Origin of the sequence: Nocardioides pinisoli (assembly GCF_024199985.1) — a bacterium.
Classification (GTDB): Bacteria; Actinomycetota; Actinomycetes; order Propionibacteriales; family Nocardioidaceae; genus Nocardioides; species Nocardioides pinisoli.
Map to the genome: position 1 here is coordinate 58,601 of NZ_JANARS010000010.1, position 14,340 is coordinate 72,940.

At 73.5% G+C, this 14,340-nt stretch carries 13 protein-coding genes; 7 read left to right on the plus strand and 6 right to left on the minus strand.

Annotated elements, in window-relative coordinates; genetic code table 11:
* Nucleotides 1-16: 16 nt before the first annotated feature.
* Both NCI01_RS19115 and NCI01_RS19120 read left to right on the plus strand, forming a co-directional pair.
* Nucleotides 17-505, plus strand: a complete 489-nt coding sequence (locus NCI01_RS19115) for a CinA family protein (protein ID WP_254183085.1) — start codon at nt 17-19, stop codon at nt 503-505.
* Between the two features lie 107 nt (nt 506-612).
* Nucleotides 613-924: a helix-turn-helix domain-containing protein gene (locus NCI01_RS19120; RefSeq protein WP_254183086.1), complete on the plus strand. Its 312-nt coding sequence runs from the start codon at nt 613-615 to the stop codon at nt 922-924.
* Between the two features lie 30 nt (nt 925-954).
* Here NCI01_RS19120 and NCI01_RS19125 read toward each other — a convergent pair whose 3' ends face one another.
* Together NCI01_RS19125 and NCI01_RS19130 are read right to left on the minus strand one after the other, a co-directional pair.
* On the minus strand, nt 955-1,746 hold the full coding sequence (locus tag NCI01_RS19125) for a DNA-formamidopyrimidine glycosylase family protein (protein WP_254183087.1): 792 nt from the start codon (nt 1,744-1,746) through the stop codon (nt 955-957).
* Nucleotides 1,739-6,265, minus strand: coding sequence for an ATP-dependent helicase (locus NCI01_RS19130; RefSeq protein ID WP_254183088.1), 4,527 nt, complete (start codon nt 6,263-6,265; stop codon nt 1,739-1,741). Before NCI01_RS19130 ends, NCI01_RS19125 begins: the two co-directional genes overlap by 8 nt.
* Before the next feature lie 135 nt (nt 6,266-6,400).
* Between NCI01_RS19130 and NCI01_RS19135 the strand changes: the two genes are divergently transcribed.
* From NCI01_RS19135 to NCI01_RS19145, 3 genes are all read left to right on the plus strand, one after another.
* Nucleotides 6,401-6,625 (plus strand): hypothetical protein, encoded by a 225-nt coding sequence (locus tag NCI01_RS19135; protein WP_254183089.1) that lies wholly within the window; start codon nt 6,401-6,403, stop codon nt 6,623-6,625.
* Between the two features lie 127 nt (nt 6,626-6,752).
* The gene (locus NCI01_RS19140; RefSeq protein WP_254183090.1) at nt 6,753-8,276 is read left to right on the plus strand and encodes a M1 family metallopeptidase; all 1,524 of its coding nucleotides are present in this window, start codon (nt 6,753-6,755) and stop codon (nt 8,274-8,276) included.
* Between the two features lie 92 nt (nt 8,277-8,368).
* Complete coding sequence (locus NCI01_RS19145; RefSeq protein ID WP_254183091.1) at nt 8,369-8,644, plus strand: Fe-S cluster assembly protein HesB; 276 nt, start codon at nt 8,369-8,371, stop codon at nt 8,642-8,644.
* A 115-nt stretch (nt 8,645-8,759) separates the two neighbouring features.
* Here NCI01_RS19145 and NCI01_RS19150 read toward each other — a convergent pair whose 3' ends face one another.
* The 3 genes from NCI01_RS19150 to NCI01_RS19160 form a co-directional block, all read right to left on the minus strand.
* On the minus strand, nt 8,760-9,647 hold the full coding sequence (locus tag NCI01_RS19150; RefSeq protein WP_254183092.1) for an NAD-dependent epimerase/dehydratase family protein: 888 nt from the start codon (nt 9,645-9,647) through the stop codon (nt 8,760-8,762).
* A gap of 65 nt (nt 9,648-9,712) precedes the next feature.
* On the minus strand, nt 9,713-11,005 hold the full coding sequence (locus NCI01_RS19155) for an RNA polymerase sigma factor (RefSeq protein ID WP_254183093.1): 1,293 nt from the start codon (nt 11,003-11,005) through the stop codon (nt 9,713-9,715).
* A 23-nt stretch (nt 11,006-11,028) separates the two neighbouring features.
* On the minus strand, nt 11,029-11,391 hold the full coding sequence (locus NCI01_RS19160; protein WP_254183094.1) for a YciI family protein: 363 nt from the start codon (nt 11,389-11,391) through the stop codon (nt 11,029-11,031).
* 169 nt (nt 11,392-11,560) lie between these two features.
* Between NCI01_RS19160 and NCI01_RS19165 the strand changes: the two genes are divergently transcribed.
* Nucleotides 11,561-12,709 carry a PQQ-dependent sugar dehydrogenase gene (locus NCI01_RS19165; RefSeq protein WP_254183095.1) on the plus strand — a complete coding sequence of 383 codons (1,149 nt, stop codon included), beginning with the start codon at nt 11,561-11,563 and terminating at the stop codon, nt 12,707-12,709.
* A 367-nt stretch (nt 12,710-13,076) separates the two neighbouring features.
* Nucleotides 13,077-13,451: an SdpI family protein gene (locus tag NCI01_RS19170; RefSeq protein ID WP_254183096.1), complete on the plus strand. Its 375-nt coding sequence runs from the start codon at nt 13,077-13,079 to the stop codon at nt 13,449-13,451.
* 15 nt (nt 13,452-13,466) lie between these two features.
* On the opposite strand, the gene NCI01_RS19175 is transcribed toward NCI01_RS19170, so the two are convergent.
* Complete coding sequence (locus NCI01_RS19175; RefSeq protein ID WP_254183097.1) at nt 13,467-14,222, minus strand: YqjF family protein; 756 nt, start codon at nt 14,220-14,222, stop codon at nt 13,467-13,469.
* Nucleotides 14,223-14,340 lie beyond the last annotated feature (118 nt).

Sequence of the window (14,340 nt, forward strand, 5' to 3'; positions counted from 1 at the left end):
GGCTAGTCTCGCCGACATGTGGTCAGGCGAGCCGGACGGCACCGTGGCCGCGCGCGTCCTCGAGGCCCTGGCGGGTCGCGGCGAGACGCTCGCGACGGCGGAGTCCCTCACCGGTGGCCTGCTGTCGGCGCGGCTCACCGACGTGCCCGGCGCCTCCCGCAGCTTCGTCGGGGGCGTGGTGTCCTACGCCACCCGGGTCAAGGTCGCGGTGCTCGGTGTGCCGGACGAGCTGGTCGCGGAGCACGGCGTGGTCTCGGAGGAGTGCGCGCTGGCGATGGCCCGGGGGGTGCGCGGGCGGCTCGACGCGACCTGGGGGCTGGCGACCACCGGCGTGGCCGGACCCGACCGGCAGGAGGGACGGGAGGTCGGGACCGTCTGGGTCGCGCTCGCCGGACCGCGGGGAGCCACGGCCCGCCTGCTCGACCTGTCGGGCGACCGGTCGGCGATCCGGCAGGCGGCGTGCGTGGCCGTCCTCGAGCTCCTCGCCCGCGAGCTGGAGGGATGACCAGGTCGAGGTCATTTCGAGGTGAGTCGGCGGGAAGAAGGAGGCCTCGGGTAGCGTTGGGGCAGAGACTTCCCTCAACCGGACGTTCCGAGAGTAAGGACTCGCGCATGGTGCTCTTCCGACGACTGCTCGGTGATGTGCTGCGCAGCGCGCGGATGCAGCGCGGGATGACCCTCCGGGAGCTCTCGGCGGAGGCGCGGGTGAGCCTCGGCTACATCTCCGAGATCGAGCGCGGCCAGAAGGAGGCGTCCTCCGAGCTGCTGGCGTCGCTGTGCCAGGCGATGGACCTCCCGCTGTCCGACGTCCTGCGCGACGTCGCGGACGCCGTGTCGATCGAGGAGGCTGCCGTCGGCCTGGTCGTCAGCACGCCGATCCGCACCGCACGTCCCGCCGGCGACGTGGTCGCCTCCGCGGCCTGACCTTCTCCATCCGCGGCACCGCCCCCGACGTCAGCGTTCCGGCTGGCAGCTGGGACACCAGTAGGTCGCGCGCTCACGCCCGGGCTCACCGAGCATGGTGACCTCGATGGGGGTGCGGCACCGGCGGCACGGCGACCGGTCGCGGCGGTAGACCCACATGCGCTCGCGCTCGCGCAGGTCGCCCGTCGTGGTCTGGATGGCCCGCTCCTTGTTGACCTCGAGCATCTGGCGACCGCGCCGCACGAGCCGGGGGAGCTGGTCGACGGTCGAGACGGCACTGGCCGGGTTGACGCCCATGGTGAAGCACAGCTCGGCCATGTACATGTTGCCGATGCCCGCGAGGTTGCGCTGGTCGAGCAGCGCCTGGCCGATCGGTCGGGCCGGCTCGTGACGGAGGTTGGCGACGGCCCGGTCCTCGTCCCAGTCGGGGCCGAGCAGGTCGGGGCCGAGGTGGGCGACGAGGTCGGCCTCGTGCTCGCGCGGCACGAGCTCGACGATGCCCAGCTGGAACCCGACGGCCTTGCGACCCTCGATGCCGAGGACCAGCCGGACCTGGGTGTCGGGCCGGCGCCACCGCTCCCCGTCGGGGTAGACGTGCCACGAGCCCTCCATCTTGAGGTGGGTGTGGATCGTCCAGGCGCGCTCGTGGTCGACGCGGGTGAGGAGGTGCTTGCCGCGCGAGAGCGTGCGGATCACGGTGCCCTCGCGCAGGTCGACGGTGGCGAAGGCGGGCACCCGGAAGTCGGTGACGGTCAGCCGGTGACCGGTCAGGGCCCGGTCGAGCTTGGCCGCCGCGCGGTAGACGGTGTCTCCCTCAGGCACGCAGCCTCAGCCCCTTGGGGGTGGCCAGGAAGCCGGCCGCGGTGAGCGCGAGCCGGATGGGTGTCTCGCCGCCGCTGCCGATCAGCGCCTGCCCGTCGGCCTTCTCGACCGTCAGCCGGCCCAGCGCCCCGCGTCGGGCCGCGTCGGCCAGCGCCGCCATCGCGGGGGTGAGCACGTCGAGGTCGTCGCTCCAGGTGAGCAGCGTGCGGCCGCCGCGCTCGACGTAGACCGTCAGCGCGCCGTCGACCAGGACGACCAGCGCCCCCGCCTTGCGACCGGGGCGGTGGCCGGTGCGCTCGGGGTCGCCGGCATCGGGCCACGGCAGCGCCGCGCCGAAGACGTTGGCCGGGTCGGTCGCGGCGAGGGCGACCACGGACGGCTTGGTGCCGGACGTGGCGCTGTCGGGCTCGGCGAAGGTGCGCAGCCGGTCGATCGCACCCGCGCTGCCGAACTGTGCGGCCCCGAGGCCCTCGATGAAGTAGCCCCGTCGGCAGCGTCCGGTGTCCTCGAAGGCGCTGAGCACCTTGTAGACCCCGGCGAAGCCGCCCGCCACCCGCTCGCTGACGACGGCGCCGCGCGTGACGACGCCGTGGCGCTCGAGCAGGTGCTCGGCGCGGGCGTGCGCGCGCCGCGTCGGGTCGCCGTCGCGCTCGGGCAGCAGCGCCCAGCGGCCGGCCGTCTCCGGAGGACCGGTGCGCGCGGGCATCCGCCCGCGGGTGGTCCTGCCCAGCCGCGGCGGCGTACGACGGGTGCGGTGGGACGGCGTACCGCTGCGGACGAGGGCGCGGAGGGGCGAGAGCGTGTCGTTGGTGACCAGACCGCTCCAGACGAGGTCCCACAGCGCGGCGCTGAGCTCGGCGTCGGACGTCGATCCGACGCGGTCGGCGAGCTGCCGGAAGAACCACGCGCCACCCGGGTCGAGCGCGTCGAGGAGGGCTCGTCGCAGCCCGTCGGGCTCGTCGCCCTCCACCTCGGGCAGCGTCAGGTGGGCCTGGTCGGCGAGGTGGAGGCTGACCCAGCCGTCGCTGCCGGGCAGCGGGGCGTGACCGGTCCAGATGACCTCGCCGTAGGCGGTGAGCTCGTCGAGCATCGACGGCTCGTAGTCACGGACGCGGGCGGCGAGCACCAGCGGCTCGAGCGCGCTGGCCGGGACAGGGCAGCCGGCGAGCTGGTCGATGGCGGCGACCACGCCGTCGACGCCGCGCAGGGAGCCGCCGACACGCTGCCAGGCGGGCAGGAAGCGTGCCACCGCGTCGTGCGTGACCGGCTCGATCTCCTGCCGGAGGCGGGCGAGCGACCGGCGACGCAGCTTGCGCAGCACCTCGGCGTCGCACCACTCGGTGCCGGAGCCCGAGGGGCGGAACTCACCGTCGAGCACCCGGCCGCGGTGGGCGAGGCGCTGGAGGGTCTGGCGGGCGACGGCCTCGCCCAGCCCGAGCCGGGCGGCGACCTCGGCCGTGGTGAACGGGCCGTGGCTGCGGGCGTAGCGCGAGACGAGGTCGCCGAGCGGGTCGTCGGGCAGCTGGAGGAAGGCGTCGGGCGTGCCGACCGGGACGGGCACGCCGAGCCCGTCGCGCAGGCGGCCGATGTCCTCGATCGCGGTCCACCGGTCGTCGCCGGCCATCCGCACGAGGGCGACGCGGCGGTCGAGCGAGGCGAGCCAGCCCTCGACGTCGGCGCCGTCGACCGACCGCGCCCGGATCTCGTCGACCGAGAGCGGCCCGACCAGGCGCAGGAGGTCGGCGACGGCCTCGGCCCCGCGGGCGCGGCGGTCGGGGGCGAGCCACTGCAGCTCGGCCTCGACCTCGGTCAGCACCTCCGGGTCGAGCAGCTCGCGGAGCTCGGCACGTCCGAGGAGCTCGGCGAGCAGTCCCTGGTCGAGGGAGAGCGCGGCGGCGCGCCGCTCGGCGATGGGGGAGTCGCCCTCGTAGACGAACTGCGCGACGTAGCCGAAGAGGAGGCTGCGCGCGAAGGGGCTGGGCTGGGTGGTCGCGACGTCGACGACGCTGACCTCGCGCCGCTGCACGCGGCCGAGCAGGGCCACCAGGGCCGGGAGGTCGTAGACGTCCTGCAGGCACTCGCGCACGGCCTCGAGCACGATCGGGAAGGCGGGGTACTTCGACGCCACCTCGAGGAGCTGGGCGCTGCGCTGGCGCTGCTGCCACAGCGGGCTGCGACGGCCGGGGTCGCGACGGGGGAGCAGCAGCGCGCGGGCGGCGCACTCGCGGAAGCGGCTGGCGAAAAGCGCCGACCCGCCGACCTCCTGCGTGACGAGCTGCTCGATCTCCTCGGGCTCGAAGACGATGACCTCGCCGGTGGGCGGCTCGGCGTCGGTGTCGGGGATCCGGATGACGATGCCGTCGTCGGAGGCGACGGCCTGACCGTCGACGTCGAAGCGCTCGCGCAGCCGGGCGTTGATGGCCAGCGCCCACGGTGCGTGGACGGGCGTGCCGTAGGGGGAGTGGACGACCAGGCGCCAGTCGCCCAGCTCGTCGCGGAAGCGCTCGACGACGACCTGGGTGTCGCTCGGCACGACCTGGGTGGCCTGGCGCTGCTCACCGAGGTAGGTGACCAGGTTGGTGGCGGCGTTGGTGTCGAGACCGCGCTCGCGGACGCTCTCGATCGCCGTCGCCGCGGGCTTGGCGGCGAGCTCGCGGGTGAAGGCGCCGACGGCCGCCCCGAGCTCGGCGGGACGCCCGAGGGCGTCGCCCTTCCAGAACGGCAGGCGACCGGGGATGCCGGGTGCGGGGGTGACGAGCACCCGGTCGTGGGTGATGTCCTCGATCCGCCAGCTCGTGGCGCCGAGGGCGAAGATGTCGCCCACCCGCGACTCGTAGACCATCTCCTCGTCGAGCTCGCCGACCCGGCTGGCCTTCTCGCCGACGAGGAAGACGCCGAACAGGCCGCGGTCGGGGATGGTGCCACCGCTGGTCACGGCCAGTCGCTGGGCGCCGGGTCGGCCGCTGAGCTGGCCGGTGACGCGGTCCCACACGATGCGCGGGCGCAGCTCGGCGAACTCGTCGCTGGGGTAGCGGCCGCTGAGCAGGTCGAGGGTCGCGTCGTAGGCGGAGCGGGGGAGCTGGGTGTAGGACGCCGCGCGCGTGACGAGCGAGAAGAGCTCGTCGACCTGCCACTCCTCCATCGCGAGGGCGGCCACGACCTGCTGGGCGAGCACGTCGAGCGGGTTGGCCGGGACCGCCATCTTCTCGATGGCTCCCGACCGCATCCGCTCGACCGACACGGCCGTCTGGGCGAGGTCGCCGCGGTGCTTGGGGAACAGCACCCCACGGCTCACCTCGCCCACCTGGTGACCGGCGCGACCGACGCGCTGCAGCGCGCTGGCGACGCTGGGCGGGGACTCGATCTGGACCACGAGATCGACCGACCCCATGTCGATGCCGAGCTCGAGGCTGCTCGTCGCCACGACGCACGGGAGCCGGCCGCGCTTGAGGTCTTCCTCGATGACGGCGCGCTGCTCCTTGGAGACCGAGCCGTGGTGGGCCTTGGCGATGACCGTCTCGGCGCCGCTGCTCTGGCCCGACTGGGCCATCACCTGGGCAGGCGCCCGGCCCGGAGCCGCGGCCTGCTCCGCATCCGCCTCCTCGGCTCGCTCGGCCGCGATCTCGTTGAGCCGGGCGGTGAGCCGCTCCGCGAGCCGCCGGGAGTTGGCGAAGACGATCGTCGAGCGGTGCTGCTCGACGAGGTCGACGACGTGCTCCTCCACGTGGGGCCAGATGCTCGTCGCCCGGCCGGGGTCGCCGGACTCCTCGTCGTAGTCCTCGGGCATCGTCATGTCCTCGACGGGCACGACGACGCGCAGGTCCCACTCCTTGGTGCTGGGCGGGGCCACGATCTCGACCGGCTGGGTGCCTCCGAGGAAGCGGGCGACCTCCTCGAGCGGTCGCACGGTGGCGCTGAGGCCGATGCGCTGGGCGGGCTTCTCGAGCAGGTGGTCGAGGCGCTCGAGGCTGATGCCGAGGTGGGCGCCGCGCTTGGTGCCGGCCACTGCGTGCACCTCGTCGATGATCACGGTGTCGACGCCGCGCAGTGTCTCGCGCGCCTGGCTCGTCAGCATGAGGAACAGCGACTCGGGCGTGGTGATGAGGATGTCGGGCGGCGTGGTGCCGAGCTTGCGACGATCGGCCGGGCTGGTGTCGCCGGACCGCAGCCCGACCGTCAGGTCGGGCACCGTGGTCTCGAGCCGCTCGGCGGTGTTGCGGATGCCGGTCAGCGGGGCGCGCAGGTTGCGCTCGACGTCCACGCCGAGCGCCTTCAGCGGCGAGATGTAGAGCACGCGGGTGCGCCGGGACTTGTCGTCGGGCCGCTCCGAGCTGAGCAGGCGGTCGATCGCGTGCAGGAAGGCGCTCAGCGTCTTGCCGCTGCCGGTCGGCGCGACGACCAGCGCGTTCTTGCCGGCGGCGATGGCGTCCCAGGCGCCCTCCTGCGCCGGGGTAGGGCTCGCGAAGGACGCCTCGAACCACGCGCGCGTGGGCGCACTGAAGCGGTCGAGGGCACTCATGCGGAGCAGTCTGACACCGGGGTCCGACAACGGCCCCGCCCCCAGGGCGGGGTCCGCCGCGCCGGAAGGCCACCAAATCGGGCATGTTCGGACGTGAGCGGCGGCGACGGTCTGCCGTTCGTGCACGCTGGCGACATGACAGCTGTGGTGCTGGACGAGACGGCCACGGTGGTCCGTGAGCTCGCTCGCGCCGCCGAGGTCTTCGCGCAGCGCGCGCTGGAGCAGGAGGCCTGCCGTGACCGCGCGCGCCCAGGCACCGCCGTGCAGCACCGCCACGCGCACTCCGCGACGCTGTGGCGCTCGGCCGAGGCGAGCCTCCGCACCCGCATCAGCGAGCTGGAGACCGCGTCGTTCCTCTGACCGGCACGGCGCCACGGGACGCGCGTCAGGCGGCGCGGACATCCTCGATTTGGGAGACGCCCCCGCCGCAGCCCGGGCGTACTGTCGCGAGGTGGGCGCCGTGCCCCAACGACATGGAGGTCGCGCCATGGGATCACTCGTCCGCACGTCCCGGGTGCTCGTCGCGGCGGGGCTCGCCGCAGGGGTCCTCGCCTCGGTCGGAGCCGCGGCCGCACCGGCCGGGCCCGGCCCCCGCTACACCGCCGGCGCGGACGGAGCGGGTGACGCCTACTTCCCGCTCGCAGGCAACGGCGGCTACGACGTCACGCACTACGACCTCGACATCGACTACGTGCCCCCGGTGGCGACGGTTCCCCCCACGCCCCTGTCACAGATCCGCGGTCGGCTCGACGGCGTCGCGACGATCGACCTCGTGGCGCGTCAGGACCTCGACCGCTTCAACCTCGACCTGCGCGGCATGACGGTGTCGGGGCTGGCGATCAACGGGAAGCGCGCCACCGGCATCGAGCCGCCCGCGGACGGCGTCGAGGTCGAGGGAGCGGCGTACTGGCAGGTCCAGGACGACGCGAACCGCCGGTGGGAGCTGACGGTCCAGCCGCGGCCCAAGCTCAAGGCGGGGCAGCCGGCGCGGGTGGTCGTCACCTACGGCGGCGAGACGTCGCGCCCGACCGACATCGAGGGTGCGCTCTACGGCTGGGTGACCACGCGTGACGGCGCGATGGTGGTCAGCGAGCCGGAGGGGTCGATGACCTGGTACCCCGTCAACGACCACCAGCGGGACAAGGCGAGCTACAGCTTCGAGATCACGGTGCCCGCCGGCAAGACCGCGGTGGCCAACGGTCTGCCCGCCGGGGAGCCGGTGACGGCGGACGGGGAGACGACCTGGTCGTGGGAGGCCCCGGACCAGCAGGCCAGCTATCTCACGACGGCGTCCGTCGGTGACTTCGTCCGACGACCGGTGACGACCTCGGCGAGCGGGGTGCCGATCCTCGACTTCGTCGACGCCAAGATCACGGGCAACGCCCTCGCCAACACGAACACCAACCTGGCGCTGCAGGCACGGATGATCGACTTCTTCGAGTCCCGCTTCGGCCCCTACCCGTTCAACTCCTACGGCTCGATCGTCGACAACGACAGCGTCGGCTACGCCCTCGAGACGCAGACCCGGCCCGTCTACTCGGGACAGGCGTCGCAGGGAACGGTCGCGCACGAGCTCGCGCACCAGTGGCTCGGCAACGCGGTCAGCCCCGACACGTGGCAGCACATCTGGCTCAACGAGGGCTGGGCCACCTACGCCAGCTGGCTGTGGGCCGAGGAGAACGGTGGCACCACCGCGCAGCAGGCGTTCGCCAGCTGGTACGCCCCGGCCCGCACGGCGGCCTACTGGGCGCTGCCCATCGGCGATCCCGGCCCGCTCGGCCTCTTCGCGACGCAGGTCTACAACCGCGGGGCGGGCACGCTCCACGCGCTGCGCGTCAAGGTCGGCGACCAGGCGTTCTTCGCGGCGACGCGCGAGTGGCTCGAGACGTACGACGACTCGACCGGGACGACCGACGACTTCATCGCGGTCTTCGAGGAGGAGTCCGGCCAGGACCTCTCGGCGTTCTTCCACACCTGGCTGTTCGCCCCGGAGAAGCCCACCACCTGGTAGCCGGACGCGGCTGTGAGGCCGGCCCGGTTTGCCTCGGGTCTGCGTCCGCGTCATGGTGGAGGGGACACATTCTCCCTACGGAAGGAGAGCCCGTGCTTGCTCTCACCGAGAACGTGACCGACATCGTCAAGAAGCTGGCCGAGGAAGTGCCGGAGATCTCGGCGCTCCGCATCGCCACCGAGTCGGACGGCCAGTCCCTGACGGTGAGTCCCGCCGACCACGCCGAGTCCGATGACCAGGTCATCGAGCAGGACGGCGCCACGGTCTACGTCGACGGACCGGCCTCGGAGTTCCTCGCCGACAAGGTGCTCGACGGTGGCGTCGACGACGACGGCAACATCCAGTTCGCGCTGGGCCAGCAGGCCTGAGCCGACACGCCTGACCCGACCGGCGGAGTCCTGGACCCATGGGGGTCCAGGACTCCGTTGGCGTCAGGGGGCGGTCAGCGCACCTGCACGTCGCAAGTCGTGACCCGCCGCGTGGTCACCCGCCCAGCACGTCGCGCCACGAGTGCTGAGGGTCGAACCCGACGAGCTCGCGGGCCTTGTCGATGGCGTAGAAGGTCTCGTCGCGGCCCATCTCCCGCCGCACCTCGACCCCGTCGTAGAACCGGTCGATGACCTCGTCGGTCGTCGCGGCCACCGACATGTCGGCGTTGGCGACGTTGAAGACCTCGTAGCCGAGGCCGTCGGTCTCCAGGCAGCGCTGCACCATCTGGCCGAGGTCGCGCACGTCGATGTAGGCGAAGATGTTGCGACGTCGCAGCGCCGGGTCGTCGAGGAAGTCCGGGAACATCTCGGCGTACTCGTGCGGCTCGATGACGTTGTTGATGCGCAGGCCGTAGACGTCGGCGCCGGTGCGCGCCTGGAACGAGCGCGCCGTCACCTCGTTGGCGACCTTGGACATGGCGTAGGAGTCCTCGGGGACGGTCGGGTGCTCCTCGTCGACGGGCACGTAGAGGGGCTTGCGCTCCCCCTGCGCGAAGCAGACGCCGTACGTCGTCTCGGACGAGGCGAAGACGACCTTGCGGATGCCGAGCCGGGTCGCGGCCTCGAGTACGTGGTAGGTGCTGAGCACGTTGGTGGCGTAGGTCGCGGAGTCGGCCGTGCGCAGGATCGCCGGGACGGCGGCGAAGTGCACGACCGCGTCGTAGGTCGGCTTCTGGGGCAGGTCGAGCTCCTCGAACGTCGCCAGGCCGGCCAGCGCCGAGTAGACCTGGCCGGCGTCGGTGAGGTCGACCTGCAGGTCGTGCACGTCGGGATGGTCGAGGGGCACGAGGTCGGCGTTGGTGACCTGGTGGCCCTGCTCGGCGAGGTAGGGAGCCACGTGCCGGCCGGCCTTGCCGCTGCCGCCGGTGAAGAGGATGCGCATGGTGACCTTCCTACCGGAGGCCCGGTAGGAAGGTCCGCCCCCGCCGTGCTCGCGCAGTCCCCGGCTCAGCCGTCGGCCCGGGCGCGGTTGTCCACCGCCCGCTGCAGCAGCACGCGGCGCTCGCCCTCGTTGCGGGTGAGCTCGGCCGCCTCGCCGAAGGCCAGTGCGGCGTCCTCGTGCCGGCCGGCCCGCTCGAGCAGGTCGCCACGCACGCTGGGCAGGAGCGGGGAGTCGCCGAGCAGCGAGCCGTCGACCGCGTCGAGCACGGCCAGCCCGGCGGCGGCACCGTGCGCGCGCCCGTGGGCCACGGCCCGGTTGACCTCGACGACGGGGCCGGGCGCCGCCCGCGCCAGGACGTCGTACAACGCGGCGATCCGATCCCAGTCGGTGTCCTCGGCCCGCGCAGCGCCGGCGTGCTCGGCAGCGATGGAGGCCTGCAGGAAGTAGCGGCCGACGGGCCTGCCACCGGCAGCGAGCCCGGAGGCGGCCCGCAGCGCGGCGAGCCCGCGCCGGATCATCAGCTGGTCCCACAGCGACCGGTCCTGCGCCTCCAGCAGCACGGGCGTGCCGTCGGGGGAGAGGCGGGCGGCGGTGCGCGATCCCTGGAGCTCCAGCAGCGCCTGGAGGCCCAGCACCTCGGGCTCGTCGGGCGCGAGGTCGGCGAGCATGCGAGCCAGCCGGACCGCCTCGGCCGCCAGGTCGGGCCGCATCCAGTCGTCGCCGGCCGTTGCGGTGTAGCCCTCGTTGAAGACCAGGTAGATCACGGCCGTGACATCGTCGAGGCGGGCCGTCCGCTCCTCGCCGGTCGGCAGCTCGAGCTCGGCTCGGGCGTCCTTGAGGGTCTTCTTGGCCCGGGAGATGCGCTGGCCCATCGTGGTCTCGCTGGTGAGGAAGGCCCGCGCGATCTCGGCGGTCGTCAGGCCGCCGACCAGTCGCAGGGTGAGCGCCGCCCGCGACTCCGGGGTCAGGGAGGGGTGGCAGGACAGGAAGACCAGCCGCAGGACGTCGTCCTCGATGTGGTCGACCTGGGCGTCGAGGTCGGGCACCTGTGCCTCCTCACCCTCCGCGTGCTCGAGCTCGGCGACCTTGCGGCGCAGCGTCTCGGCGCGCCGGAAGTGATCGACGCCCCGGCGCTTCGCCGTCGACATCAGCCATGCCGAGGGGTTGTCGGGGATCCCGGACACCGGCCACTGCTCCAGCGCGGCCACGAGCGCGTCCTGGGCGAGGTCCTCGGCGAGGTCGACGTCGCGCGTCATCCTGGTCAGGGCGCCGACGAGGCGGGCCGACTCGGCCCGCCACGTGGCGATCACGACCCCCGTGGGCCCCGAGAGGTCGTCGTACGTCGTCCCTGCCGGCACGCGGCCAGCGTAGTGAGCCGACGTCAGTCGCCGGGAGCCTCCGGGCCCTCGGACACCTGGCGCAGCGTGGAGACCACGGTGGCCTCCGGCCAGTGCTTCGCGTGCAGCTCGGCGAAGAGCCGCTGGTCGGCCACGGCCTCCTCGAGGCTGGGGTACTCCATCAGCGACCAGCCGCCGACGACCTCCTTGCCCTCGGCGTAGGGCCCGTCGACGCGGGTGACCTGGCCCTGGCGGACCACGAAGTTGACGGCGTCCTCGGTGCCGAAGAGGCCGCCGCCGTCGAGGAACGAGCCGTTGGCGGCGCGCTCCCCGATGAAGACGTCCATCGCGTCGAACAGCGACTGCGGCGGCATGCCGATGTTCTCCTCCATCCTGACGAATCCCATGAATCGCGGCATTGTTCGTTCCTCCTGTGGTGCGGTGGGTGTGTTCTCGCACGTACGTCGAACGGGCGCGGCGCACCTCGACATCGATGTCGCACATTTCTCCGACGTCTTTTCCCGACATCCTTCTCCGGGCGGGGCCGCGCTTGCCACCCCCGCGCACCATGGACGCATGAAGCCCCTCGCTCCCGCACTGGCCGGACTGGTGGCCGTGCTGACCGCGGCCTGCTCGGGCGACACCGCCGCCTCCGGCTCGCTCGGCCCGGCGACGGGGGAGGGCGACGACGGCTGGCCGTTCGCCGTCGAGGAGGTCGACCGGTTCGACGAGCCCTGGGCCATGGCGTTCCTGCCCGACACCGGCGACCTGCTGATCACCGAGCGCAGCGGCACGCTCCACCTGCGCGACGCGGACAGCGGCGAGCGGACCGAGGTCGCCGGCGTGCCGGAGGTGGTCGACGCCGGCCAGGGCGGGCTGGGCGACGTCCTGCCCGCACCGTCGTACGCGGAGGACGGGATGGTCTACCTGAGCTGGGTCGAGGCCGGCGACGGCGGGACCGGCGCGGTCGTCGGCCGCGCCGAGCTCGACACCAGCGGGCCGCGGCTCGACGACCTCGAGGTGCTCTGGCGCCAGACGCCGAAGGTGGACGGCGACGGGCACTTCAGCCACCGGCTCGCCTTCTCGCCGGACGGCGAGCACCTCTTCGTCTCCTCCGGCGACCGGCAGCTCGGGGCCCCGGCCCAGGACACCACCAACACGCTCGGCACGATCGTCCGCCTCACGCCCGACGGTGAGCCGGCTCCCGGCAACCCGCTCGCCGACAGGGGCGGGGTGAGCGCCGAGATCTGGACCTGGGGACACCGCAACCCGCTCGGGCTCGAGGTCGCCCCCGACGGCACGCTCTGGTCGTCGGAGATGGGTCCCGAGGGTGGCGACGAGCTCAACGTCATCGAGGCCGGCTCCAACTACGGCTGGCCGGAGGTGTCCGACGGCAGCGACTACGGCGGCGGGGAGATCCCCGACCACGCCGAGGGCGACGGCTTCACCGCTCCCGCACGGTCGTGGAACCCGAGCATCTCGCCCGGCAGCCTGACGATCTACGACGGCGAGATGTTCGAGGACTGGCGCGGTGACGCCTTCCTCGGCGCGCTGTCCGGTGAGGCGCTGGTGCGCGTCGACCTCGACGGTCCAACCGCGGGAGACACCGAGGTCTTCGACATGGGCGCGCGAATCCGCGCCGTCGAGGAGGGCCCGGACGGAGCGATCTGGGTGCTCGAGGACGAGGGCGCGGGTCGGCTGCTGCGGCTGACGCCGGCGGGGTAGCCGCCCGGCCGCCGGTCGGCGGGTCGACGTCGGTCGTCGTCGTACGGATCGTCGCCGGTCGGCGTCGCCATCCGTCGGAGAACTGCGGCCGGACGACAGGCGGGCAGGCCGTGGACCTGTCGTGCGGCCGCAGTTCTCCCCGCGCGCTCCGGTCGTCGGGTCTGGGCCGTCGTCGGCCGTCGTCGTCCGGATCGTCGTCGCCGACGTCGCCATCCGTCGGAAGAACTGCGGTGGGACGACAGGTGGGCGGGGCATGGACCGGTCGCGCGGCCGCAGTTCTCCCCGCGCGACGGCCGCCGGGTGAGGCGAGCGCGGCGGGGGACCGATGCTAGGGTCGGCGTCACCAGATCTTCGGGGGGAGACCGGGATGGACGCCGTGCAGGCGGTGCTGCTGGCCGTCATGCTGCCGATCGCGGCGGCATCGCTGCTGCAGTACGTCGTGACGCGGCTGGGCGGGACCGACGGGTTGGGGCCCAACCGGCTCGTCGGCATCAGGACGAGGGCCACGCTCGCGTCCGACGAGGCCTGGCGCGCAGGCCACGAGGCAGCCCAGCCCTGGCTGCTCGCGACGGCCGTCCTCGGCCTCGCGGTCGGGGTGTCGCTGGCGGTCTGGCGCGTCGTGGCGGGCCCTGACCTCCCGCTCGGCGCAACGGCCGTGTGTGCCGTGGCAGCCGCGGCCGTCCTGGCGTGCTTCGGCACGGGCATCGCTCGCGCCCAGCACGCGGCACGCCGGTGGTCCTGAACCCCGGGAGCGGGGTCAGGGCCGCCGTGGTCGCCGGGCGTCGCCCGGCAGGCCGAACTCGGTACGCACGCCGGGGCTGTACGCCACGTGGTCGGGTGGACGCGAGGCGAGGTCGGGCAGTCCGACCGACCTCATCAGCTCGTCGTCGAGGTCGATGACCTCGGCGTCGCGCACCGGCCACGGCTCGTGGCGGTTGGGCACGTGGAGGGTGCGGCCCCACCAGCGGGTGTGCAGCCCCCAGCGCCCGCTGAGGAAGTGGTCGAGCTCCGTGGGTTGGCGCGCCGCCCCGACGCGTACGACGACGTGGCTGGAGGCGCGCGGTCCGGGTGCACGCAGGCGGGCGTCGTAGGTGTGGACGTCTCCCTCGCGGCGGTGACGCATCTGTGCCCACCGATAGGGGAGGCCCAGGGCGGCGCGGGCCCCCGCCACCACGGCCGCCCGGTCGGTGTCGAGGCTCAGGAAGACGATCCCTCGCCGGCCGGTGGCGTCGACGGAGTAGAGCCGCACGTTGGTCTCGAGGAACGTCCCGAGCCACGGCACCGCGGGCCCGTGACCGAAGCCGGCGCCGACCATGCGGAACGGGATCAGGCCGACGTAGGTCCGGCCGTCGAGCACGTCGGGCCGCACCCCGGACGGCATGCGGTCCGCCACCTCGTCCGGGTCGACCGCCCAGTGCACGAACGTCACGTCGCACCAGCGCTGGCTCATCACGACGGTCCGCGTCATCGCCGGCGCGTCCGGCGACACGGGCTCCACGGCGGGGGCGTCCACGGCTCCAGCCTAGGCACCCGGGCGATGCGTCCGGGTTGTCCACAGATCGCAGGACCGCCGTTTCCCGGCGGTGCGGCCCGGGCACCTGACACCCAGGCGCACCACGGCGCCGAGGGGG